The following is a 24725-nucleotide window of genomic DNA, read 5'->3' as shown; positions in this document are numbered from 1 at the left end:
ACGTGGATCTCGTGGGTTGGGGGACGGATGGAGCGGGTGGTGCGGGTGGAACGTCCTGGAGGAACGCCTTCGGAAGCGGCCCCTAGTCGGCGAGCACGCGGCAGGCGTGCGGCGCGAGCTCGATGAACACGTCGCTGCCCGTGGTCGGCGAGTCGAGCGGGGCGCCCCGGCCGACGAGCGTGCCGACGACGGCGCCCGACGCCGCGCTCAGCACCTCGACCTCGTACTCGACGATCTCGCCGAGGAACTCGACCCGCACGACCCTGGCGGGCAGCACGTTCGGGCGGGCCGGCGCGGTCTCGTGCCAGCGCACGCTCTCGGGGCGGAACGTGACGGTGACCTCGCGACCGGTGCCGAGCCCCGACGGGCACGGGGTGATGAGGCGAGTGCCGAAGGCCTCGACGGATGCCTCTGCCGAGGCATCCGCACCCGTCGTACGCTCACGGACGACGGCTTCGATCATGTTGACCCTGCCGACGAAGTCGGCGACGAAGCGGTCGGCCGGCTGGTAGTAGAGCTCGCGCGGGGTCGCCTCCTGCACGATGCGGCCGCCGTTCATGACGGCGACGCGGTCCGACATCGACAGCGCCTCGGACTGGTCGTGGGTGACGTAGAGCGCCGTGATGCCGAGCTGCTGCTGCAGGTTGCGCAGCTCGTTGCGCATGGTGTCGCGCAGCTTCGCGTCGAGGTTCGACAGCGGCTCGTCGAGCAGCAGCAGCTTGGGGCGGTGCGCGAGCGCGCGGGCGAGCGCGAGCCGCTGCTGCTGGCCGCCCGAGAGCGCCGTGGCCGGCCGGTGCGCGAACCCGTCGAGCTGCACGAGCTCGAGCGCTTCCATCGCACGCTTGCGCGCCTCCGCCTTCGGCAGCCTGCCGTTCGACACCTGCAGCGGGAACACCGCGTTCTGGAACACGGTCATGTGCGGCCAGATCGCGTAGTTCTGGAAGACCATGCCGATGTCGCGCCTGTCGGGCGACACGTGCGAGGTCGCCGTCGACAGCACCTTGCCGTCGAGCGAGATGGCACCGCCGTTGCTCGTCTCGAGTCCCGCGACGCAGCGCAGGGTGGTCGTCTTGCCGCAGCCCGAGGGTCCGAGCAGCGAGTAGAACCTGCCGGGTTCGATCGTGAACGTCACGCCCTTGACGACGGGCACCTCGGTGCCGTCGAGCGAGTACTGCTTCTCGAGCCCGTCGACGACGAGCAGGCCGCCTCCGTTGTCTGCGCCCATGACCCCGCTCACTCCCCCGCGTTCGCCGGCAGGCCCGTGACGGGCTCGCCGAGCAGCGGCGTCGACACCGCGTAGATGCCGTGGTTCGCGAACAGCCAGATGAGGTTGCGGTCCCACTCGACGAAGATGCCGTGCACGGGTGCGGCGAGGTCGTCGTCGTCCTTGAGGCCCATCGGCGGCACGAAGTAGGCGCCGACCTTCGGGTCCTCGGGGTCGCGCACGTCGAAGATCTGCAGGCCCGCGGCGTAGAACGCGTAGGGGATGACGCCGCCGTGCGGCGTGCCGGTGTTCGTGAAGTAGCCCGAGCGCTTCGGCCCGAACGAGCCGCGGCGCTGCGCCCAGTCGGTGAACTTCGCCTCAGCCGGCGGCAGCGGACGGGGCAGGGTGCGCACGACCTTCGGCTGCGTGGGGTCGCTCACGTCGATCTGGTAGATCTCCTTCGCCGGCTCGTAGCAGTCGGTGTTCATCGGGTAGCCCGAGACGTAGACGTAGCCCGTCTCCTCGACCTGGGTCGTGTCGACGTTGTCGCCCTCGGTGCCGGCGACGCTCGTCGGCAGGGCGCACCAGCCGACGTGGTGGATGTTCGCCGGGTCGGAGACGTCGAGCACGAAGAAGCCCTGGCCGCCCTGGGCCGCGTACGCGTAGCGGTAGCCCGACTCGACCGAACGGGGCATGAAGACGCCCATGCGCGAGCCGAACCAGCTCGTCTTGTTGTTCCACCGGTCGTTGCCCTCGAGGTACTCCGAGTCGGCCTCCTCGCCGGCGCGGGTGCCGGGCACCCACCACTGCGAGAGCAGCTCGGGCTTCGCGGGGTCGCTGACGTCGTAGGCGGCGTGGCCCGCCGCCCACAGCGTGGTCTTGTAGGGCTGGTTTGTGAACGTGTTGTCGGGGGCCGTCGCGACGAAGAGGTACTTGTCGCCGTAGTACACGGGCAGGTCGAGCACGCCGTTGCCCTCCTGGACCTCGTCGGGCCCGTGGTTCGGGTCGGTCGAGACCTCGGTGAGGAGCGTCCAGTCGCGAGGGCTCGGCCCGTTCATCTCCCAGGTGCGGAAGCCGCGCAGGCCCTCCCACTCGAGCAGCTGCCCTTCGACGGTGTCGTCGGTCCACTTGTTGGCGACGCGACCCTTGAGGAAGTAGCGGGGCGTCTCCGACGCCTGGATCGCGATGTGCTTGCCGAGCTGCTCGTTGTACTGCACCGTGGTGGCGCCGAACTGCGGGCGGGGGTCGTCCCAGCCCCACTGCTCCTCGTCGACGATCTGCAGGTCGCGCGGGTCGGTGATGTCGTAGAGCTTCCAGTGGTTGCCGCCGCCGTAGTGCAGCATGTAGCGCGTGCCGTCCCAGTCGTAGATGCACTGCCACGAGTGGCTCGTGTTCACGACGATCGGGTAGAACGCCTCGGCGGTCGCGTTGAGCGCGTAGGTCTCGGGGTCGCGGTAGTCGAGCTGGCCGGGCCAGTCGACGAAGACGTCGCGGGGCACCGACGGGGTCGACGCCGGCGGCAGGAAGGTGCCGTCGGGCTGCATGCCCCACGTGCCGGGCTCGGGGTCGCTCGGTTCGCCGGCCACTCGCTGGAAGTCCTCGGGGCGGTACTTCTTCGCGTGGGGAACGTACGGTGAGCCGGCCATGTCGCCTCCATTGGCAGCAGTGAGTGAGATCGTCGGACGCGGGGGCGTCGTAGATTCAGCGTCATCCCGACCCAGCGATGCTGTCCAATATCTATACGGCTCGAAGCCATGACCGGACGGGCATACCGTCCCCTCCGTCGGTCGAGTAGGCGCGCAGCGCCGTATCGAGACCACGGATGCCGCGGACGGTGGTCTCGATACGCGCTTCGCGCTACTCGACCGACCGAGCGTTCGTCGTTATTCGACCACCGAAGCCCGCTCGAACTCGGCGAGCCGGGCGCCCTCCTCGCGCAGGTGGGCGAGCAGCGCGGCCGCGGCGGCCGACGGCGTCCGGTCCTTCGGCATCGTGACGCCGACCGAGCGACGGATCGAGCTCAGCTGCGTCGGCAGGATGCGCAGCTCCTTGTCGTCGACCGCGATGAACATGGGCAGCGCGGCGATCACGTCGGTCGTCACGAGCAGGTTGCGCAGCGTCAGCATCGAGGTGCACTCGACGCGGTCGGCCGGCAGCGGCAGCCCCTCGTGGAAGAACACGGCCTCGAGTTCGGCGCGCAGCGCGGTCTGGGCCACGGGGAAGATCCACGGGTACGCGACGAGGTCGGCGAGCGCGGTCGACCGGTGGTGCACGGGGTGCCCGGCCCGCGCGACGAGCCGGATCGGCTCCTGGTGCAGGCGCTCCTGCTCGAGCCGCACGGGCACGGTCGGCGAGAGCCGCCCGACGGTGAGGTCGAGGTCGCCGCTCAGCAGCAGCTGCTGCAGGGTGTCGGGCGTACCCTCGCGCACGACGACGGTGAGGCGGGGATGCTCCTGCTTGAGTCCTGCGATCGCCCGCGGCAGCAGCAGGTTCGAGCCGGCGAGGTGCGTGCCGACGGTCACGGTGCCGAGCTGGCCCGACTGCAGCAGCCGCACCTCCTCGCCCGCGACGCGCAGCTCGGCGAGCACCGATCGGGCCCGCTCGATGAACGGCCGGCCGTACTCGGTCGGCGTCACGCCGCGCGGCAACCGCTCGAAGAGGGGCACGCCGAGGATCTCCTCGGCCTCGCGCAATCCTCGGGTCACGACGGGCTGGGTGATGTGCAGCGCTTCGGCGGCGCGCACGAGCGTGCCCTCGTCGGCGATGGTGGTGACGAGCACGAGATGCCGGATCTTGAGCCGGCCGTCCAGGAGGCGATCGGTGGCCATGCCGCAGGACTATAGCCGAAAGGGCATGGCAGCGCAGCAAGAGAGTATTTGTCGGCATCCCTCTGCGTTCCTAGCCTGAATCCATGCCAACGCAGACGACGACGTCGGCGGTCGCGGCTCCCGCCGCTCCGCCCGCCCCGAACCGGCTCCGCAACTTCATCGCGGGCGAGCCCGTCGACGGCGTGCGCGGCTTCGAGAAGACGAACCCCGTCGACGGCTCGATCGTCGCCGTCGTGCACGAGGCCGGCGCCGACGAGGTCGACCGTGCGGTGGCCGCGGCCCGCGCGGCGCTCGACGGCCCGTGGGGCCGCATGACGGTCGCCGACCGCACCCGTCTGCTGCGCCGCGTCGCCGACGTCATCGACCGCCGCGCCGACGAGCTCGTCGCCGCCGAGGTGGGCGACACCGGCAAGCCCGAGACCCTCGCCCGCGACCTCGACGTCGCCCGGGCGTCCGCGAACTTCCGCGCCGCGGCCGACACGGTCTCGTCGGCCGGCCTCGACTCGTTCCTCACCGAGATGCCCGACGGGCGGCGCGCCCTCAACTACGCGGTGCGCAAGCCCCTCGGCGTCGTCGCGGTGATCGTGCCGTGGAACCTGCCGCTGCTGCTGCTCACCTGGAAGCTCGCCCCCGCCCTCGCGGCGGGCAACACGGTCGTCGTCAAGCCCTCGGAGGAGACGCCGTCGTCGGCGACGCTGCTCGCCGAGATCCTCGTGGAGGCGGGCGTCCCGGCCGGCGTCGTCAATGTCGTGCACGGGTTCGGCACCCGGTCGGCGGGCGAGTTCCTCACGAGGCATCCGGGCATCGACGGCGTGACCTTCACGGGCGAGTCGTCGACCGGCTCGGCGATCATGCGGGCCGTGGCCCCGCGCGTGCGGCCGGTCTCGTTCGAGCTCGGCGGCAAGAACGCGGCGGTCGTGTTCGCCGACGCCGACCTCGACGCGGCGGTCGCGGGCCTCGCCCGCTCGACCTACCTCAACACGGGCCAGGTGTGCCTCTGCACCGAGCGCATCTACGTCGAGCGGTCGGTCTTCGCCGACGTCGCGGCTGGCCTCGCCGAGCAGGCCGCGCGCCTCCGGCTCGGTCGCCCCGAGGACCCGGCGACGACGACCGGCCCGCTCATCTCGCAGGCGCACCGGGACAAGGTGCTCGGCTACTTCGAGCTCGCCCGCGAAGAGGGCGCGACGGTGCTCGCCGGCGGCGGCGTGCCGACCCTCGGCGACGGCCTCGACGGCGGTTCGTGGATCGAGCCCACGCTGTGGACGGGCCTCGACAACTCCCACCGCACGATGCGCGAGGAGGTCTTCGGACCGGTCACCGCGCTCGTACCCTTCGACACCGAGGAGGAGGCGATCGCGCTCGCGAACGACACCGACTACGGGCTCGCCGCCGTCACCTGGACGAGCGACCTCACCCGCGGCCACCGCGTCGCGCAGCGCATGCGCGTCGGCATGTCGTGGGTGAACACCTGGTACCTGCGCGACCTGCGCAGCCCCTTCGGCGGCGTCGGGCTCTCGGGCGTCGGCCGCGAGGGCGGCCGCCACTCGCTCGAGTTCTACACCGAGCCGACGAACGTGTGCGTGCAGCTGTGAGCGGGCAGGCGACGCCGGCCTGGCCGGGCGACGACACGGTGGCGGATGCCGCGGGCGCGCCGGTTTCGAAGGAGCGTGCGGTCTCGCAGCAGGCGGATGCCTCGTGGCTGGCGGCCGACGAACGCCTCCGCGGCGCCGCGCTGACGGGCGTCGCGTGCGCCCCCGTGCGCGAGCTCATCGGCGAGGTCGACCAAGACGCGGCCTACGCCGTGCAGTCGCTCGGCATCGACCGGCTCACAGCCTCCGGACGTCGCGTCGTCGGCCGCAAGATCGGGCTCACCTCGCCCGCCGTGCAGGCGCAGTTCGGCGTCTACACCCCCGACTACGGCGTGCTGCTCGACGACATGGTCTTCGCCGACCGCGAGCCCGTCGACCTCGGTCGGTTCCTGCAGCCGCGCGTCGAGGCCGAGGTCGCGTTCGTGCTCGGCCGCGACCTCGACTCCCCCACGACCCACGTCGCCGACGTGATCCGCGCGACCGACTTCGTGCTGCCCGCGATCGAGGTCGTCGACTCCCGCATCGCGGGCTGGGACATCCGCATCACCGACACGATCGCCGACAACGCGTCGAGCGGGGCGCTCGTGCTCGGCACGACGCCGCACCGGCTCGACGGGCTCGACCTCGCGGGCGTCGGCATGCGCCTCGACCACCGCGGCGAGCCCGTCTCGACCGGGTCGGGCGCAGCCTGCCTCGGCAACCCCGTCATCGCCGTCGCGTGGCTCGCACGCGCGGTCGCCCGGCACGGCCGGCCGCTCCGCGCCGGCGAGGTCATCCTCTCGGGCGCGCTCGGCCCCATGGTCGCGGCGACCGAGGGGGTCTTCCACGCCCGCCTCGCCGGCCTCGGCGAGGTTCGCGCCGACTTCATCGCGGCCGCCCCTGCCGCGGCATCCACCACCACCGCCCCCACGGAAGGAGCCGCAGCATGACGACGGGCGTCGCCATCATCGGATCCGGCAACATCGGCACCGACCTGCTCATCAAGGTCAAGCGCCTCTCGCAGACCCTGCACGTCGTCGCGATGGCCGGCATCGACCCCGACTCCGACGGACTCGCCCGCGCGCGCCGGCTCGGCGTCGCCACGACCCACGAGGGCGTCGACGGCCTCGTCGCGATGCCCGAGTTCGCGGGTGTCGAGCTCGTCTTCGACGCGACGAGCGCGGGCGCGCACGCACGCAACGACGCACTCGTGCGCGACGCCGGCCGCATCATGGTCGACCTCACGCCCGCCGCGATCGGCCCCTACGTCGTGCCCGTCGTGAACCTCGGCGAGCACCTCACCGCTGCGAACGTCAACATGGTGACGTGCGGCGGCCAGGCGACCGTGCCGATGGTCGCGGCCGTCTCGCGCGTCGCGCCCGTCGCCTACGCCGAGATCGTCGCGTCGATCTCGTCGCGCTCGGCGGGCCCCGGCACCCGGGCGAACATCGACGAGTTCACGCAGACCACCGCGCGTGCGCTCGAGGTCATCGGCGGTGCCGAGCGGGGCAAGGCGATCATCGTGCTCAACCCCGCCGAACCGCCGCTCATCATGCGCGACACCGTGTACTGCCTCGTCGAGCACGATGACGCCGCCCCGCTCGACGAGGCCGCCGTGCGCGCCTCGGTCGACGCGATGGTCGCCGACGTGCAGGGCTACGTCGGCGGCTACCGGCTCAAGCAGCAGGTGCAGTTCGACGCCGTCGACGAGCCCTACGTGCCCGCGCTCGACCGTCCGTTCCGCGGCACGCGCGTCACCGTCCTCCTCGAGGTCGCGGGCGCCGGCCACTACCTGCCCGAGTACGCGGGCAACCTCGACATCATGACCTCGGCGGCACTGCGCACCGCCGAGCGACTCTTCGCCGAACGTGCGACCGCCGAACGGGCGAGCGCCGAGCCCCAGGGAGCGACCGCATGACCTCCACCGTCGAGACCCCGGACACGGCATCCCGCCCCGCCGCCGGCCCGAAGATCTACGTGCAGGACGTCACCCTGCGCGACGGCATGCACGCGATGGCGCACCGCTACACGCTCGACCAGGTGCGCGACATCTCGCGCGCCCTCGAGGCTGCGGGCGTCGACGCGATCGAGGTCGCGCACGGCGACGGCCTCGGCGGCTCGAGCGTCGCCTACGGGCAGGGCGCGCACACCGACTGGCAGTGGATCGAGGCCGCTGCGTCGGTGCTCGACCGGGCGAAGCTCACGACCCTCATCCTGCCGGGCATCGGCACGATCGACGACCTCGCCCGCGCACGCGACCTCGGCGTCGCGAGCGTGCGCGTCGCGACCCACTGCACCGAGGCCGACGTCGCCGCGCAGCACATCGGCTGGGCGCGCGAACACGGCATGGACGTGTCGGGCTTCCTCATGATGAGCCACATGAACTCCCCCGAGGGGCTCGCCGCGCAGGCGAGGCTCATGGAGTCGTACGGCGCGCACTGCGTCTACGTCACCGACTCGGGCGGCCGGCTCACGATGCGGGATGTCGCGGCGCGCGTCGACGCGTACCGCGAGGTGCTCGCGCCCGAGACGCAGATCGGCATCCACGCGCACGAGAACCTCTCGCTGAGCGTCGCCAACAGCGTGACCGCCGTCGAGCACGGCGCCTACCGCGTCGACGCCTCGCTCGCGGGGCAGGGCGCCGGCGCCGGCAACTGCCCGATCGAGGCGTTCGTCGCCGTCGCCGACCTCAGCGGCTTCGAACACGGCTGCGACCTCTTCACCCTGCAGGATGCCGCGGAGGAACTCGTCCGCCCCCTCCAGCGCCGCCCCGTCAGGGTCGACCGCGAGACCCTCACGCTCGGCTACGCGGGCGTGTACTCGAGCTTCCTGCTGCACGCCGAGCGCGCCGCCGCGCGACACGGGCTCGATGCCCGCGACATCCTCGTCGAGCTCGGCGAGCGCCGCATGGTCGGCGGCCAGGAGGACATGATCGTCGACGTCGCGCTCGACCTCGTCGAGGCGCGCGCCACGGCTCAACGGATCGACGAGAGCGCCTCGGTCGCGGCCGGTGCCGGAGGTGCGGCGTGACCGCCGCCTCGGCCTTCGCGGCGGCCCTCGACCGCGCCCAGCGCACCGCGTCGCCGACCTCGCAGCTCGCGGCCGACGCGGCGATCGGCCTCGACGCCGCGTACGCCACCCAGCACGCGCTGATCGCGCGGCGGGTCGCCCGCGGCGAGCGCATCGCCGGCCTGAAGCTCGGCTTCACGTCGCGTGCGAAGGCGCAGCAGATGGGCGTCGACGACGTCATCATCGGCACCGTCACCGACGCCATGCGGCTCGACGACGGCGGGGTGTTCGACGTGTCGACGGCGATCCACCCCCGCATCGAGCCCGAGGTCGCGTTCCTCCTGGGCGACGACCTCGACGACCGGGCGCGGCCCGCGTCCGACGTGATCGGCGCCATCGCCGGGGTCGCGCCGGCGCTCGAGATCATCGACTCGCGCTACCGCGACTTCACGTTCAGCCTCGACGACGTCGTGGCCGACAACGCCTCGGCCGCGGCCTTCGCGGTCGGGCCGTGGCGCTCGCCCGACGCGCTCGGAGGTCTCGACAACCGGGCGGTGCGCCTCGAGATCGACGGCCGGCTCGCGCAGGCCGGCTCGACCGCCGCGATCCTCGGCGACCCCGTGCGCGCGCTCGACGCCGCCCTCCGGCTGGCGCGCGCGCACGGCTTCGCGCTGCGCGCCGGCATGGTGCTGCTCGCCGGAGCCGCGACGGTCGCGGTGCCGCTGCCCGCACGTGGCGTCGTCACGGCGCACGTCGCGGGGCTCGGCGAGGTGTCGGTGCGCACGGGCGGCGCAGCCGCCGTCGCCGCGAACGGCGAAGGCGGTGCGCGATGACCGACGGCAGAGGCATCCTCGTCACCGGCAAGGCCACCCCGCGCGGCCGGTTCCCGCACGCGCGCGTGTCGGGCGACCTCGTCTTCGTGTCGGGCACGTCGAGCAGACGGCCCGACAACACGATCGCCGGCGCCGACGCCGACGAGTTCGGCGCGACGCGCCTCGACATCGCCGTGCAGACCCGTGCGGTGATCGAGAACATCCGCGAGATCCTGGCCGAGGCCGGCTGCGAGCTCGCCGACCTCGTGCAGGCGACGAGCTACCTCGTCGACATGAACGACTTCGCCGGGTACAACGCCGTGTGGGCCGAGTACTTCGACGAGGGCGGACCCGCCCGCACGACCGTCGCCGTGCACCAGCTGCCGCACCCGCACCTGCGCATCGAGATCCAGGCGATCGCGCGACGCCCCGCCGCGTCATCCGACTCACCCCCGGCCGCGGCATCCGGCTCGCCCGAGGCATCCGAGACCCGAACCGTTCCCACTACCGCCACTCTCGAGGAGGAGAAATGAGCAACATCCGCCCCTTCACCGTTCCGCCGGTCATCGACTTCCCGGCCTGGATCACGGAGCACGAGCACCTGCTCAAGCCGCCGGTCAACAACAAGCAGGCGTTCATCCCCATGAACGACTTCATCGTGCAGGTCGTCGGCGGGCCGAACCAGCGCACCGACTTCCACTTCGACCCGTACGAGGAGTGGTTCTACCAGTACCGCGGCAACATGCACGTCAACATCCAGACGCAGGACGGGATGCAGCGCATCGACATCCGCGAGGGCGAGATGTGGCTGCTGCCCGGCAACGTGTACCACTCGCCGCAGCGCCCCGAGGCCGGCTCGATCGGCATCGTCATCGAGCGCATCCGCGAGGAGGGCACGCTCGAGAAGTTCGCCTGGTTCTGCCCGAACTGCAACGAGAAGGTGCACGAGGTCGAGCTGCAGGTGCGCGACATCGTCGAGGACCTGCCGCCCGTCTTCCGCGAGTTCTACGAGAGCGAAGAGGGTCGGACGTGCCCGAAGTGCGGCACCGTCCACCCCGGCAAGGGCTGAACCCGTTGGGCACGATCGACGTCCACACGCACTTCGTGCCGAACGCCTGGCCCGACCTCGCCACCGAGGTCGGGCCCGGCGTCTGGCCGTCGCTGCGGGTGGACTCCGAGCGCGAGGCGACGATCATGCTCGGCTCGGCCGAGTTCCGTCGCATCGACGATCGCTGCTGGAACGCCGAGGCGCGCCTGGCCGACATGGACGCCGACGGCGTCGAGCTGCAGGTCGTCTCACCGACCCCGGTGTTCTTCTCCTACGGCGCCGCGGCCGACGAGGCCGTCAAGGTCGCGCGCATCTTCAACGACCTCGCGCTCGAGGTGTGCGCGCCGGCGCCCGACCGGTTCGTGCCGTTCGCACAGGTGCCGCTGCAGGACACGGATGCGGCGTGCGCCGAGGCCTCGCGCGCGATCGCCTCGGGGCATGCGGGTGTCGAGATCGGCAACCACGTCGGCGACCGCGACCTCGACGACGAGGGCATCGTCACCTTCCTGCAGCACTGCGCCGCCGAGTCCATCCCGGTGTTCGTGCACCCGTGGGACATGCCGGGCTCGCCCCGGCTCGACCGCTGGATGGCGCGCTGGCTCGCCGGCATGCCCGCCGAGACCCACCTCTCGATCATCTCGATGATCCTCGGCGGCGTGTTCGACCGCGTGCCGTCGTCGCTGCGCATCGCCTTCGCGCACGGCGGCGGGTCGTTCGCGTTCTGGCTCGGCCGGTTCGAGAACGCCTGGCACCAGCGGCGCGACCTCATCGGCGTCAGCGAGCGGCCGCCGTCGGCCTACCTCGACCGGTTCAGCGTCGACTCAGTGGTGTTCGACCCGGCCGCGCTGCGGCTGCTCGTCGACACCCTCGGCGCCCGGCAGGTCATGGTCGGCAGCGACTACCCCTACCCGCTCGGTGAGCGCCCCGTCGGGGCGGTCGTCGATCGCGCCTCGTTCCTCACCGACGAACAAGCCGAGGCGATCCGGCGCGGCAACGCGCTGCGGTTCCTGGGGCGCTGAGCGCGGCCCGCGGGACGCCTCACGAACCACGCCCGGCGCCGAGAGTGCAGTTGCGGCCCCGGATTCGGGCGACGACTGCACACTCGGTACCGCGCTCGGCACTCCACACCGAATCACCAGCGCCGAAAGTGCACTCGTCGCCCGAATCCGGGCCACGAGTGCACTCTCGGGAAGACCATCACCCCGAAACACCACCACGGAGAGCGCACATGAGCCTCGCGACATCCACCCAGCACTCGATCGACCGCGCGACGTGCGCCGACCTCGACGCCGCCGACCCGCTCGCCGCGTTCCGCGAGCGGTTCGACCCGCCCGAGGGGGTCGTCTACCTCGACGGCAACTCGCTCGGCGCCCTGCCGCGGTCGACGCCGGCGCACGTCGAGCGGGTCATCCGCGAGGAGTGGGGCACGGGGCTCATCCGCAGCTGGAACGACGCGGGCTGGTTCGACAAGCCGCGCGTGCTCGGCGACCGCATCGCACCGCTCATCGGCGCGGCGGCGAGCGAGGTCGTGCTGGGCGACTCGACGTCGGCGAGCCTCTTCCAGGTCGCGATCGCGGCCGCGCGGCTGCGACCCGAGCGGCGCGTCATCGTGTCGGAGCGGGGCAGCTTCCCGACCGACCTCTACATCCTCGAGAGCGTGCAGGAGCTCGCGGGCAGCGGCGCCGGCGGCGTGGGCGGCGCCGGCGGCATCGGCGGCACCAGCGGCGTCGGTGACGGCGACGCGCGCACCACGGGCGGCGCGGCGCTCGACCGCCGGCTCATCGACGGCGAGGCCGACCTCGACGCGGTGCTCGGCGACGACGTCGCGGTCGTCGTGCTCACCCACGTCAACTACCGCACCGGACGCATGTACGACCTGGCCGAGGTCACCCGGCGGGTGCACGAGGCCGGCGCGCTCATGGTGTGGGACCTCTGCCACTCGGTCGGGGCCGTGCCCGTCGACCTCAACGGGGCCGACGCCGACTTCGCGATCGGCTGCACCTACAAGTACCTCAACGGCGGACCCGGCTCGCCCTCGTTCATCTGGGTCGCCGGGCGCCACCAGGCCGATGCCCGGCCCGCCCTCACCGGATGGCACGGGCACGCCCGCCCGTTCGACTTCGGCATCGACTACGCACCGGCCGAGGGCATCACCCGGTTCCGCGTCGGCACGCCGCAGCTGCTCTCGGTCGCCGGGCTCGAGGCGAGCCTCGCGATCTGGGACGAGGTCGACCTCGAGGCGCTGCGCGAGAAGAGCCTGCGCCTCACCGAGCTGTTCATCTCGCTCGTCGACGCGCGGCTCGCACGCTTCGGCGTCGAGGTGGTCTCGCCGCGGCAGTCGGCGCGGCGCGGCAGCCAGGTCGCGCTGCGGTTCGGCGGTGCGGGCTCTGCGCCCGGCCTGCCCGAGGCGGCCGACGGCTACGCGGTCATGCAGGCGATCATCGAGCGCGGCGTGATCGGCGATTTCCGCGCGCCCGACCTCATGCGGTTCGGGTTCGCGCCGCTCTACGTCTCGCACACCGACGTCTGGGACGCCGTCGCCGTGCTCGAGGAGGTGCTCGAGACCGGTGCGTGGCGCGACGAGCGCTTCGCCCGTCGCGGCGCGGTCACCTGACGCGGCCGGTCGTCGCAGGCGGAGGAACTTCTGCCGACATCGCGGCGTGTCGCCCGCCTCGCGGCGGCGTGTCCGCAGTTCTTCCTGCAGTCGCATCCGCGTGACGAATGCGCGGCAGGCACGGGGCGAAACACAGCGGGATGCCTCGACGACGATGTGTACACTCAGGGCATGATGTTCGCCGGCGTGTACACCGCGCCGGGCGGGTAACCCACCGATCCGAGGCGCGCCGCATGAAGCCCACCGTGCAGACCCTGCTGTCCCACCCGGAGCTCGCGCTCGGCCTCCTCACGCCCGCCGCGTCGCTGCCCGACGGCGCGCTCGACGTGCCGGTCGTCTGGGCGCACAGCTCCGACCTCGCCGACCCGACGCCGTTCCTCGACGCCGGCCACGTGCTGCTGACGACCGGCACGCAGTTCGCCGAGGGCGTCGTGGGCGACGAGCCCGGCGACGCGGGGTTCGCCGAGGCGTACGTCGCCCGCCTGCGCGAGACCGGCATCGCCGCGCTCGGCTTCGGCACCGAGGTGATCCGCGCGGGCACGCCCGACGCCCTCGTCGCCGCGTGCACGGCGCAGGGCCTGCCGCTCTTCGAGGTGCCCTACCGGGTGCCGTTCATCGCGATCGCCCGCACGGTCGCCGACCTCATCGCCGAAGACGCGTACGCGCGCCAGGCCTGGGCCCTCGCCGCGCAGCGCGCGATCTCGCTCGCCGCGCTCCGCCCCGACGGGCTGTCGGCGACGCTCGCGGAGCTGTCGCACCGCCTCGGCGCGTGGGTCGGGCTCATCGACGCGACCGGCTCGCTCGACCGCGAGGCACCGGTCGACGGACTCCCCCAGCCCGCCCTCGGCGAGGTCGTCGGCGAGGCGCGCTCGATGCTGCGCCGCGGCCAGCGCGCGAGCCGCACGTTGCTCGCCGCCGAGTCGACCGACGCCCCGCAGCGCATGACCCTCCAGACCCTCGGCGGCGGCGGATCGCTGCGCGGCGTGCTCGCGATCGGCGACTCCGCCGAGCTCGACGCCGCGGGCCGCGAGGTGGTGAACTCGGTCATCGCCCTCGCCGGGCTCGCCCTCGAGCAGAACCGCGACCTCGACCGCGCGCGCGGCCACCTGCGATCGGGCCTCCTGCGCGGCATCCTCGACGGCGACACGGCACTGGCCGAGCGCGTCTCGGCCGAGATGTGGGGCCCGCTTCCCGAAGCGCCGGTGCGCGTCATCGTGACGGATGCCCCAGCCCAGGTCGACCGCATGACCGAGCTGCTCGAGCTGCGCGTCGAGGAGCGCGGCGGCCGCCTGTTCTTCGGCCGCGACGACGAGCGCTTCGTGCTCATCGTCGAGGAGGCCGACGCCCCGGTCGCCGAAGAGCTCGCCGCCGAGTTCGAGCTGCCCGTGGGCGTCTCCGATCCCGTGCCCGACGCGGGCGTGCCGCAGGCCCACGAGCAGGCGCTGCGGGCGCTCGACCGGGCCCGCGAGAGCGGTGCGGGCGTCGTCAACTTCGACGAGATCAGCCGGCAGGGCGTGCTCGCGTTCCTCGCGCGCACCGACGCCCGGGCGGTCGCCCTCGCGACGCTCGCCCCGCTCACCGAGCACGACGCCGCGAACGGCACGACCCTCGTCGAGACGACGCGCACGTGGCTCGAGCACGGCGGCCAGTTCGATGCGACGGCGCAGGAGCTCGGCGTGCACCGGCACACCGTGCGCAGCCGCATCGCGCTCGCCGAACGGCTGCTCGGGCGCGACCTCTCGGGATTCCACGCGCGCGCCGACCTGTGGGCGGCGCTGCTCGCGGTCGAGTAGGAGCGGGCGCACGGCGTCGACTCCGCTGTCGCACCACACTGACGAATTCTGCGCGAAAAGCGTTCTTCACATTCAGATTCCGTCACGCAAACCCTTGCCGCTGTGGCGGTGAGTCGCTACGGTCATCCTATCTTTCCCTACCAAGGAGACCGCGATGATGCGAATCCGGCCAATGAAGACCCTGATTTCCACCTCAATCATCGGAGCAATGATCGGAGCAGCGGCCATCGTCGCCGCACCGGCGAACGCGGTTCCCGATGTTCGATCGATCACGGCGGCGCCGCCCGGCCCGACCGGAATCGATGCCGTCATCCCGCGTCCCACGGACTGGACCGCCGGTGACGGCACCGTCGCGCTGACCCGCTCCTCCCGGCTGCTCGTCGACGGCCCCTCGCGCGACCTCGCGCTGCGGCCGGCCGGCGAGGCGGCGTTCCCCGGCCCGGTCGGCGAGATCACGCAGGACCTCTCGAAGCGCCTGGGCGCCGAGCTGCGCGAGCTCACGGGGCTGCCGCTCAAGGCCACCGGCGAGGTGAAGGACGCGGGCGCCGGCGACATCGTGCTCCGCCTCGTCGACGACGAGGCGCTCGGCGCCGAGGGGTATCGCTGGTCGAGCGACGGGCCCATCGTCATCGAGGCCGCGACGACGAACGGCCTCTTCTACGGCTCCCGCACCCTGGTGCAGCTGCTCGAGGCCGACGACGACCACCGCGATGTCCCGAAGGCGACCGCGACCGACGTGCCGACGCAGGCCGTGCGCATGATCCAGCTCGACGCGGGGCGCAAGCACTGGTCGATGGAATCGCTCGAGAACCTGCTGCGCCGCATGGGCCAGCTGCGGCTCAACACGCTGTTCCTGCACCTCTCCGACTCCGAGGGCTTCCGGCTGTACAGCGAGAAGTTCCCGGGCCTCGCCGACCCCGAGCACTCGTACAGCCGTGACGACATCGACCGGCTGAAGGCGCTCGCGGCCGAGCAGCACGTGCAGCTCATGGGCGGCATCGACGTGCCCGGTCACGCGACCGTCATCAGCGAGGCGTTCGACATCGGCTTCGGTTCGGGCGAGGGTGCATGCACGCAGGCGCACACGCACTCGCACCTCACGCCCGACTGGATCATCGACATGACGAGCGACGAGGCCGTCGCGAAGACCGCCGAGATCGTCGACGAGTTCTCGTCGTGGTTCGACGCACCGCTCTTCTCGATCGGCGCCGACGAACTGCCGGGCCAGCTCGCGAACTGCCCCCGGGTCGCGAACGCGATCGCGGACGATCCCGAGATCGACTCCCTCGGCGACATGCTGACGCGCTACATCAACACGCTCGACGAGGTCATCACCGAGAACGGCGCGCGCACCGCGATCTACAACGGGGTCGAGCACATGTCGACGCCGAAGCAGGACCTCAACGCCTCGGTGGTCGACCTCACGTGGGAGGGCACCGGCGCCGGCCCGGCCGTTCCCGGGCACGACGAGATCGCGATCGGGCCGTTCTACCTGACGCCGAACAACTACCACAACCTCTACCCCGACACCGCGTGGATGTACGACGAGTGGGCGCCGAACACGGAGGCCGACATGCTCGGCTCGGGCATGCCGCACTGGGCCGACTACAACTTCTGGTCGGAGGACGCGTACTGGGAGCAGCTGAGCGCACTGCCCCGGGCGGTGCTCGCCGACCGCTCGTGGAACGGCTCGGCGACACCCGACGACCTCGCCGCGTTCACCGCGCGGTTCGGCGCGCTCGCCGACCCGGCCGGGCTCACGACGCCCGATGCGCCGGAACGGGTCGACGACGGCGAGCCGTCGCACCGCTGGACGTTCGACGAGGCCGACTATCCGTCGGGCTGGACGTGGGCGGGCAGCCCCGGCAACACGATCTTCGCCGAGGATGCCGCGGGCGAACTGCCCGGATCGACCTACATCATCAACAATCCGACCCTCGTCGACGACGGCGTGAAGGGCGAGGCGTTCCGCTTCGACCACAACCGCGACGGCGTCGGATTCGGCGGCGTCGACGTCGCCGAGCCGTGGACGGTGTCGACCTGGGTGAAGCTCTCTGCCGAGACGGCCGACCAGGTGCTGCTGAGCTCGAAGTACGGCGCGTTGAAGCTGCGCCAGGCCGGCACCGGCAAGGTGGGCTTCACCGAGTACGGCGTCGCCGACCACTCGTTCGAGTTCACGCTGCCGATCGGCCGCTGGGTGAACCTCACCTGGGTCGCGACCGAGGGCGAGACGACGCTGTACGCCGACGGCAGCCGGGTCGGCCGGGTCGGCGCGTCGATCCCGTTGCCGATGCGTTCGGTGGGGACGCCGACGGCGAGCCTGCGCGGCGACCTCGACGAGCTCACGACGTGGGACGAGGCGCTCGACGGTAACCAGGTCGCCGACTGGTTCGGCGGGTACGACGTGCCCGCATGGGACTACACGGCGTCGACCGCGTCGCTCAACTCGCACGACAGCCCCGAGTGGTTCGACGACGACAAGTTCGGCATCTTCATCCACTGGGGTCCGTACTCGGTGCCCGCCTGGGGACCGCGCGGCTCCTACGCGGAGTGGTACTGGAACTACATGAACTCCAACGGGTCGGCGACGAACCAGTACCACAAGGCGACGTACGGCGCCGATGTGCCGTACGACCGGTTCATCGAGGACTGGAAGGCCGAGGAGTTCGACCCGAAGGCCTGGGTCGACCTCTTCAAGGACGCGGGTGCGAAGTACTTCGTGCTCACCTCGAAGCACCACGACGGCACCGCGCTCTGGGACAGCGACGTGAGCGGTCGCGACACCGTCGACCTCGGGCCGCAGCGCGACCTCGCCGGCGAGCTGTTCTCGGCGGCGCGCGAGGACGGCGCCCTGAAGGCCGGTTTCTACTACTCCCTCTACGAGTGGTACAACCCGGCGTACACCGGCAAGCCGGCCCGCAACCCGTACACGGGCGCCGAGGTGCCGTACACCGGCGCCCCGGCCGGGGTGAACTACGTCGACGGCTACATGCTGCCGCAGATGCGCGAGCTCATCGACAAGTACGACCCCGACATCCTCTGGTGCGACGGGCAGTGGGAGAAGCCCGCCTCCTATTGGAAGACCGCGGGCGTCATCGCCGAGTACTACAACCAGGCGAAGAACCGCGAGGAGCCGAAGGGCGTCGCCGTCGCCAACCGCTGCAAGATCGACTCCGGCGCCCTCGACTCGACCGAGCTCGACTTCCAGACGCCCGAGTACACCGTGAAGCCCGACATCGACACGAACAAGTGGGAGTCGAGCCGCGGCATCGCGCACTCGTACGGCTACAACCAGAACGAGCCGATCGAGGACTACCTCACGAGCGACCAGCTCGTCGAGTCGCTCGTCGACATCGTGAGCAAGAACGGCAACCTGCTGCTCGACGTCGGCCCGAAGGCCGACGGCACCATCCCCGAGCTGCAGGCCGAGCGGCTGCGCGACATCGGCGCCTGGCTCGACGTGAACGGCGAGGCGATCTACGGCACGACCTACTGGAACCGCGCCGACGAGCCCGCCGCCGACGTGCCCGTGCGGTACACGCAGCGCGACGGATCGCTCTACGCCACCGCACTCGACTGGCCGGGTGAGCGGCTGACCCTCGGGGCCGACCTGCCGTTCGGCGACGACACGACGGTCGAGCTGCTGGGCGGCGACGGGACGGCACTCGACTGGCGGCGCAACGACGCCGGCGAGATCGAGATCGAGATGCCGCAGGAGGGCGCCGAGGCCACGACGTCGACGCACGCGTTCACCTTCGAGATCTCGACTCGGGGCGTCGACAGCCTGCTGCGGACGACGGTGCGCGTGCCCGAGGCCGTGCAGCGCGGAACGACGGTCGTCGGTTCGGCCGTCGTCGCGAACACGTCGTCGGAGCGGTCGGCGAAGGCCGAGGTCGAGATCACCGGCCCCGACGGCTGGACCGTGACCGCGGGCACCGCGTCGGTGCCCGCACTCGACCCCGGCGAGTCGTACGTCGTTCCCATCACGATCTCGGTGCCCGCGGGCGCCGACGCCGCGAGCGGACGCATCGTCGTCACGACCACGATGAGCGGCGTCTCGACCTCGGCGGGCGCGACCGTCAAGATCGCGCTGCCGAATCTCGCCAAGGGCAAGCCGGCGACGCAGTCGAGCACCGCCTGGGACGGCGTCCCCGCGCGGGCCGTCGACGGCAACCGCAACGGCGCCTTCTCGGGCAACTCGGTCACCCACACCTCGGAGCCGTCGACGGAGGCCTGGTGGCAGGTCGACCTCGGTGCGAGCGCCGAGCTCGACCGGGTCGAGATCTACAACCGCACCGACTGCTGCGGCGAGCGGCTCTCGAACTACTGGGTGATGACGTCGGACGAGCCGTTCACCGCGAGCTCGCTCGCCGACGCCCGCGCCGAGGCCGGGGTCGCGATCCGTGTCGCCGAGCAGGCCGGCCGCCCGTCGGTCATCGATCTCCCCGACGGGGCGACCGGACGCTACGTGCGCATCCAGCTCGAGTCCACCACCCTGCCGCTCTCGCTCGCCGAGGTCGAGGTGCTCGGGACGCCGACGGGCGGCTGAGGCCGTCGGTGAGGCAGGGCCGGGGGCACGCGCGTCCCCGGCCCTGCCGTGTCGGGGGCCGCCACGATCTCGGAGATCGCCACGAGGTCGGACCGGTTCGGGAAGGGTCGGTCCGAGATCGTGACGATCTCCGAGGTCGCGGCGGCCAAGCGGCGGAGCCGCCCGCCTCAGCGCTCCTGCGCCGCGATGAGGTCGCGGTACCAGCCGAACGAGTCCTTGCGCGTGCGCTCGCCCGTCTCGAAGTCGACGTGCACGAGGCCGAACCGCTGCGTGTAGCCCTGCGCCCACTCGAAGTTGTCCATGAGCGACCAGACGAAGTAGCCGCGCACGTCGACGCCCGCATCGACCGCCGAGGCCACGGCCCGCAGGTGCCCGTCGAGGTAGGCGATGCGCTCGTCGTCGTGCACCGCGGCGGCGCCGTCGGTGCCGGGCACGACCTCGTCGACGTACGAGGCCCCGTTCTCGGTGATGACGACGGGCGGCAGCGCGTCGCCGTAGTCGCGGCGGAGCCCCACGAGCAGTTCGCTGAACGCCGACGGCACGACGGGCCAGTCGAATCCGGTCACGGGAACACCCGACGGCGGCGCCACCGGTTCGAACGGCAGTCCGGCGAGCGCGAACTCCGACCCCTCGGCCGGCGCGGCGATGTAGGTCGGGTTGTACGAGTTGACGCCGTAGAAGTCGAGCGGCGCCGAGATCACCTCGAGGTCGCCGGGCTCGAGCCCCGGGAACGTCTCGAGCCCGAACGCCGACAGGTCGGGGTAGGCGCCCGTGAGCACGGGGTCGATGAAGATGCGGTTGTAGACGAGGTCGAAGGCGCCAGCCGCCATGAGGTCGGCCGGCTCCGACGAGGCGGGCACGACGAGCGTGTGGTTGTTGGTGATGCCCACCTCCGCAGACGGCGCCGCAGCGCGGATCGCGGCGACCGCGAGCCCGTGCCCGAGCAACTGGTGGTGCACGGTCGGCAGCGCGCCGAGCATGAGCCGGCGCCCCGGAGCCTGGGTGCCGAGCGCGTACCCCTCGAGGGTGGTCATCGCCGGTTCGTTGAGCGTGATCCACCGGCCGACGCGGTCGCCGAGCCGGTCGAGCACGAGTCCGACGTAGTCGGCGTAGCGCGAGGCGGTGTCGCGCACGAGCCAGCCGCCGGCGTCCTCGAGCGGCTGCGGCAGGTCCCAGTGGTAGAGCGTCGCGAGCGGGGCGATGCCGGCCTCGGCGAGCGCGTCGACGAACCGCTCGTAGTGGTCGAGCCCGGCCGCGTTCGCCGGCCCCGAGCCGCCCGGCTGCACGCGCGGCCACGAGATCGAGAACCGGTAGTCGGTCGCACCGAGCTCGGCGAGCAGCGCGATGTCGTCTGGGTAGCGCCGGTAGCTGTCGGCCGCGACGAGCGCGTTCGACCCGTCGACGACGCGACCCGGCTCGGCCGTGAACGTGTCCCAGATGCTCGGCCCGCGCCCGTCGGCCGTCGTCGACCCCTCGATCTGGAAGGCCGCGGTCGCGGCGCCCCAGCGGAATCCCCGCGGGAATCGCGGCAGGCCCGCCGCACGCGCGCTCGAAGCATCCATCGTGAACCTCGCTGTTCTCACTGACACCGGAAAGAACTGGGACGCTTGACCCAGTTCTGACACCCTACCCGGCGAAGCCGTGCCCCGGAAGCACTTCTCCGCGCCCGCACCCCGGCGTACGCTGTAACCGTCGGAGGGGGTTGCAATGCAGGCCACGGTGGGCGAACGCCTCGTCATCCACGGAAAGCAGGTCGGCCAGCCCGGCCGGCACGGCGAGATCCTCGAGGTGCGCGGCGAGAACGGCGGGCCGCCGTACCTCGTGCGCTTCGACGACGGGCATGAGACCCTGCTCTACCCGGGCGCCGACTGCGAGGTCGAGCACGCCGCCGAGTAAGCGCCTGCGGCGGCATCCTCGTGCTCGTCACGTCGTGGCGGACGGGATGCCTCGGCCTCGCGCCGCGCTAGCGTGGAGGGCATGTTCCACTCGTATGCGGCGATCGGCGACAGCTTCACCGAGGGCGTGGGCGACGAGCTGCCCGACGGCAGCGTGCGCGGCTGGGCCGACTTCGTGGCGCTCGGCCTCGCGCAGCATGCCCGCGAGCCGATCGGCTATGCGAACCTCGCGATCCGCGGGCGCAAGCTCGGCCCCATCATCGACGAGCAGTTGGATGCCGCGATCGCATTGCAGCCCGAACTGCTGAGCTTCAACGGCGGCGGCAACGACATGCTGCGCCCCCGCATGGACGAGCAGGTGACGGCCGCGCGGTTCCGCGACGCGATCCACCGCATCCGCGACGCCGGCATCCACGTACTCATGCTGAGCGGTGCGAACCCGACCGACCACCTGCCGATGGGCAAGGTCTTCGACGCCCGCGGCGCACGGCTGACTGCGGCACTCGTCGACCTCGGCACGCTCGAGGGCGTCACGTTCGTCGACAACTTCAACGACCGGGCGCTCCGCGACATCCGGTACTGGTCGCCCGACAAACTTCACCTCAACGCCCTCGGCCACGCCCGCGTCGCCTCGAACGTGCTCACCGCGCTCGACGTGCCCGTGCCGCCCGAGTGGGGCGTCGACGAGGTCGCCGCGGCACCGGCCGGGCCGCGCAGCCGCAACACGGCCGCGTACTACCGCGAGTTCGTGCTGCCCTGGATCGGGCGCCGACTGACCGGCCGCTCGTCGGGCGACGGGCGCGTCGCGAAGCGCGCGACGCTCGAGGTCATCACGCCGAGCTGAGGCACCGGCTCGGCCCGGCTCGGCTCGGCCCGGCTCGGCTCGGCTCGGCTCGGCTCGGCTCGGCTCGGAGCAACTCACCGCATTCGGGCTTGCGCGCCGAATACCACGCGCCCGCGACCAGCACGGCGAAGGCGCCGCCGCTTCCGGTCGTGCCGACGGCGACGGCGAGGCCGAGTGAGCATTCGCACTTCAGGAGCGCCGATCGAAAACGGACCATGGCCCCCGTATTGGGGCGACCTCCGGACGATCACGCGATGAACTCATGTGCATGAATGGAAGGGCATTCCCGTGGATGGCGGCCCCCGACACTCATCTGAACGGTGAAGCACACACGCGCGAGACGCATCCACCGTTCTGACGGTGGATGCGTCGTCGCGTGAACCACCCGATCAGAACGAGGAATCAATGACGATGAACACCACGCGCGTCGCCCGCTGGACCGCGACCGCAGCCGTCGCGGCACTCGCCATCGGCGCGACCGGACTCTCGGCCCAGGCCGCGTACGCCGCGGATGCACCGAGCTTCGCCCCCTACGACGAGACCGACTCGCCCAACCCGCTCAACGTGACGAACGGGCTCGTCTTCTACAAGGCCGCCGACATGGGCTGGATCGTGAACCAGCCCATCGCCGACGTCGACTCCCTCGCCTACACGGTGACCGGCGGCACGTCGTACGCGCCGGCGTTCCAGCTCGTCACGAAGTCCGACCAGAAGACGTACGCGCGAGTCACGTGGGAGGCGAACCAGAACGGCGTCGACCCCAACACGGGCGCGTACACCGACCTCGAAGACGGCAAGTGGTGGTCGAACAAGATCGCGAGCGGCCCCGGCAGCCAGTCCGACCCGCAGGCCCTCTCGTTCTTCGCGGACGGCGGCGGCGCCGGCTGGACCAATGTCGTCGTCGGTGCGATCGCCCTGCACCAGGGCACCACGACCGAGAGCACGAGCACGGTCACGTCGTTGTCGTACAACGGCACCGCCGTGCCGCTCGGCAACGCCGACACCACGCCGTTCGACCAGGCCGCCCTCGACGCTGCCGTCGCCGTCGCCGTCGCTGCGGCGACCGGCCCGCTCAACGGCCAGATCACCGATCTGCAGGGCCAGCTCACCACCAAGAACGCCGAGATCACCACGCTGAAGGGCGAGATCACCACGCTGCACGGCGAGGTCGACGCGCTGAAGGCCGAGGCCGCCACGAAGGACGACGCGATCGAGGACCTGACCACCGACAACGCGGCGAAGACCGACCAGATCGACGACCTGAACGGGCAGCTCGAAACCGCGAACGCGACGATCGAGGACCTCCAGGCCGAGGTCGACGGGCTCGAGCAGCAGGTCGCGAACCTCACTGCGGCGGGCGCGGCCAAGGCCGCCGAACTCGCCGACGCGCAGGCCGCCCTCGCCGAGCGGTCGACCAAGCTGATCGCGGCGCTCGAGAAGGTCACCGAGCTTCAGGACAAGATCAGCGGCCTGCAGGAGGAGATCACGGCGAACATCGTCGAGATCAACGACCTGAACGGCCAGATCACGACGCTGAAGTCGCAGCTCGACGCCCGCAACGCCACGATCACGAGCCTCAACGGCCAGATCACGACCCTCAAGGGCCAGGTCGCCTCGCTCACGAGCTACAAGAACACGCACCACACGGCCGACGGCACCTACATCGGCTGGGCGCGTGCGCTGCTCTCGTCGAACCCGGTCGCCGGCAAGTCGGTCGGTGTGACGAAGCTCGGCACGCTCGAGACCGCCACGAACGTCAAGTACCAGTGGTACCTCAGCGGCAAGGCCGTGTCGGGCGCGACCAAGTCGACCTACCTCGTGCCGTCGTCGGCCAAGGGCAAGTCGGTCTCGGTGAAGGTCACGGGCACCACGAAGTACGTCTCGTTCGCGGTGCAGTCGAACACGATCAACGCGCGATAACCCGTCGCGGCATCTCGACGCAGTCGCACGGTGGGCGGTCCTTCGGGGCCGCCCACCGTCGCCTCCCGGACGGGATGCCCCAGCGAGGCGTCGCACGCGGGCAGCGGCATCCGCCCCGGCATTCGAGGTCGAGAGGCGAGCCGCCTACGCGCCGAGCACGTCGGCGACGAACGCCTTGGTGCGTCGCGCGAGCCCCTCGATGCGCTCGAGCTCGTGGACGCTCGGCAGCACCTCCGACGGCGCCGGCGGACGACCCAGCCGCACGGTCTCCTGGCAGGCGAGGTCGCTGCAGATGTACGTGCCGACGCTGTCGCCGCGCTCACCCGCCTCGCCTGCGCGCCGAGCCGAGAACAGCGCGACCTGGTCGCCGGGCTGGTGCGTGTGGCAGAGGTTGCAGACCGCGGCGCGGTGGCGCGAGCCGGTGCGCTCGGACGCCCGCAGCACGACCCCCGCGGGCGAGCCGTCGAGCTCGGTGACGAGGTACCCGCGCGAGGCGATGCGCGGGTCGCGCCACGCGAACGCGTCGAGGTGCGCCCACTCGGTCACGAAGAACTTCACCGGCAGCGAGAGCTGGGCGAGCTCCGTCTCGCTCGCATTCGCGAGCGCTGCCCTGACGTCGGACTCGACCAGTGGCTGCATCG

The 24725-nt window shown here is 71.6% G+C and carries 19 protein-coding genes; 14 read left to right on the top strand and 5 right to left on the bottom strand.

Annotated elements, in window-relative coordinates; genetic code table 11:
• Positions 1-82: 82 nt before the first annotated feature.
• The 3 genes from AC3RJ6_RS04485 to AC3RJ6_RS04475 all read right to left on the bottom strand — a co-directional run bounded on the left by AC3RJ6_RS04485 (position 83) and on the right by AC3RJ6_RS04475 (position 4032).
• The gene (locus tag AC3RJ6_RS04485) at positions 83-1225 is read right to left on the bottom strand and encodes an ABC transporter ATP-binding protein (RefSeq protein ID WP_491425666.1); all 1143 of its coding nucleotides are present in this window, start codon (positions 1223-1225) and stop codon (positions 83-85) included.
• 8 nt (positions 1226-1233) lie between these two features.
• Positions 1234-2850 (bottom strand): LVIVD repeat-containing protein, encoded by a 1617-nt coding sequence (locus AC3RJ6_RS04480; RefSeq protein WP_491425665.1) that lies wholly within the window; start codon positions 2848-2850, stop codon positions 1234-1236.
• A 237-nt stretch (positions 2851-3087) separates the two neighbouring features.
• Complete coding sequence (locus AC3RJ6_RS04475; RefSeq protein WP_491425664.1) at positions 3088-4032, bottom strand: LysR substrate-binding domain-containing protein; 945 nt, start codon at positions 4030-4032, stop codon at positions 3088-3090.
• 83 nt (positions 4033-4115) lie between these two features.
• Here AC3RJ6_RS04475 and AC3RJ6_RS04470 point away from each other — a divergent pair, with 83 nt between their 5' ends.
• The 11 genes from AC3RJ6_RS04470 (at position 4116) to AC3RJ6_RS04420 (ending at position 19425) form a co-directional block, all read left to right on the top strand.
• Positions 4116-5624 (top strand): 2-hydroxymuconic semialdehyde dehydrogenase, encoded by a 1509-nt coding sequence (locus tag AC3RJ6_RS04470; RefSeq protein ID WP_491425663.1) that lies wholly within the window; start codon positions 4116-4118, stop codon positions 5622-5624.
• The gene (locus AC3RJ6_RS04465) at positions 5621-6550 is read left to right on the top strand and encodes a 2-keto-4-pentenoate hydratase (protein WP_491425662.1); all 930 of its coding nucleotides are present in this window, start codon (positions 5621-5623) and stop codon (positions 6548-6550) included. Before AC3RJ6_RS04470 ends, AC3RJ6_RS04465 begins: the two co-directional genes overlap by 4 nt.
• The gene (locus tag AC3RJ6_RS04460; RefSeq protein WP_491425661.1) at positions 6547-7518 is read left to right on the top strand and encodes an acetaldehyde dehydrogenase (acetylating); all 972 of its coding nucleotides are present in this window, start codon (positions 6547-6549) and stop codon (positions 7516-7518) included. Before AC3RJ6_RS04465 ends, AC3RJ6_RS04460 begins: the two co-directional genes overlap by 4 nt.
• On the top strand, positions 7515-8630 hold the full coding sequence (gene dmpG / locus AC3RJ6_RS04455; RefSeq protein WP_491425660.1) for a 4-hydroxy-2-oxovalerate aldolase: 1116 nt from the start codon (positions 7515-7517) through the stop codon (positions 8628-8630). Before AC3RJ6_RS04460 ends, dmpG begins: the two co-directional genes overlap by 4 nt.
• Positions 8627-9442 carry a 2-keto-4-pentenoate hydratase gene (locus AC3RJ6_RS04450; RefSeq protein WP_491425659.1) on the top strand — a complete coding sequence of 272 codons (816 nt, stop codon included), beginning with the start codon at positions 8627-8629 and terminating at the stop codon, positions 9440-9442. Before dmpG ends, AC3RJ6_RS04450 begins: the two co-directional genes overlap by 4 nt.
• Positions 9439-9954, top strand: coding sequence for a RidA family protein (locus AC3RJ6_RS04445; protein WP_491425658.1), 516 nt, complete (start codon positions 9439-9441; stop codon positions 9952-9954). The genes AC3RJ6_RS04450 and AC3RJ6_RS04445 overlap by 4 nt, the downstream gene beginning before the upstream one ends.
• Complete coding sequence (locus AC3RJ6_RS04440) at positions 9951-10490, top strand: 3-hydroxyanthranilate 3,4-dioxygenase (RefSeq protein ID WP_491425657.1); 540 nt, start codon at positions 9951-9953, stop codon at positions 10488-10490. Before AC3RJ6_RS04445 ends, AC3RJ6_RS04440 begins: the two co-directional genes overlap by 4 nt.
• A gap of 5 nt (positions 10491-10495) precedes the next feature.
• Complete coding sequence (locus AC3RJ6_RS04435; protein WP_491425656.1) at positions 10496-11488, top strand: amidohydrolase family protein; 993 nt, start codon at positions 10496-10498, stop codon at positions 11486-11488.
• Between the two features lie 209 nt (positions 11489-11697).
• Positions 11698-13083 carry a kynureninase gene (locus tag AC3RJ6_RS04430; RefSeq protein ID WP_491425655.1) on the top strand — a complete coding sequence of 462 codons (1386 nt, stop codon included), beginning with the start codon at positions 11698-11700 and terminating at the stop codon, positions 13081-13083.
• Positions 13084-13316: 233 nt separating this feature from the next.
• Positions 13317-14876 carry a PucR family transcriptional regulator gene (locus tag AC3RJ6_RS04425; protein WP_491425654.1) on the top strand — a complete coding sequence of 520 codons (1560 nt, stop codon included), beginning with the start codon at positions 13317-13319 and terminating at the stop codon, positions 14874-14876.
• A gap of 208 nt (positions 14877-15084) precedes the next feature.
• On the top strand, positions 15085-19425 hold the full coding sequence (locus tag AC3RJ6_RS04420; RefSeq protein WP_491425653.1) for an alpha-L-fucosidase: 4341 nt from the start codon (positions 15085-15087) through the stop codon (positions 19423-19425).
• A 167-nt stretch (positions 19426-19592) separates the two neighbouring features.
• On the opposite strand, the gene AC3RJ6_RS04415 is transcribed toward AC3RJ6_RS04420, so the two are convergent.
• Positions 19593-20987 carry a GH1 family beta-glucosidase gene (locus tag AC3RJ6_RS04415; RefSeq protein WP_491425652.1) on the bottom strand — a complete coding sequence of 465 codons (1395 nt, stop codon included), beginning with the start codon at positions 20985-20987 and terminating at the stop codon, positions 19593-19595.
• 145 nt (positions 20988-21132) lie between these two features.
• On the opposite strand from AC3RJ6_RS04415, the gene AC3RJ6_RS04410 reads away from it, so the two are divergent.
• From AC3RJ6_RS04410 to AC3RJ6_RS04400, 3 genes are all read left to right on the top strand, one after another.
• Positions 21133-21321 carry a DUF1918 domain-containing protein gene (locus tag AC3RJ6_RS04410; RefSeq protein WP_491425651.1) on the top strand — a complete coding sequence of 63 codons (189 nt, stop codon included), beginning with the start codon at positions 21133-21135 and terminating at the stop codon, positions 21319-21321.
• An 81-nt stretch (positions 21322-21402) separates the two neighbouring features.
• On the top strand, positions 21403-22164 hold the full coding sequence (locus tag AC3RJ6_RS04405; protein WP_491425650.1) for an SGNH/GDSL hydrolase family protein: 762 nt from the start codon (positions 21403-21405) through the stop codon (positions 22162-22164).
• A 405-nt stretch (positions 22165-22569) separates the two neighbouring features.
• Positions 22570-24084 carry a hypothetical protein gene (locus AC3RJ6_RS04400; protein WP_491425649.1) on the top strand — a complete coding sequence of 505 codons (1515 nt, stop codon included), beginning with the start codon at positions 22570-22572 and terminating at the stop codon, positions 24082-24084.
• 144 nt (positions 24085-24228) lie between these two features.
• On the opposite strand, the gene AC3RJ6_RS04395 is transcribed toward AC3RJ6_RS04400, so the two are convergent.
• On the bottom strand, positions 24229-24723 hold the full coding sequence (locus AC3RJ6_RS04395; protein WP_491425648.1) for an FBP domain-containing protein: 495 nt from the start codon (positions 24721-24723) through the stop codon (positions 24229-24231).
• Positions 24724-24725 lie beyond the last annotated feature (2 nt).

The sequence above is a fragment of the Agromyces cucurbitae genome, from assembly GCF_058349945.1.
This window is presented reverse-complemented; position numbering and strand designations above follow the sequence as displayed.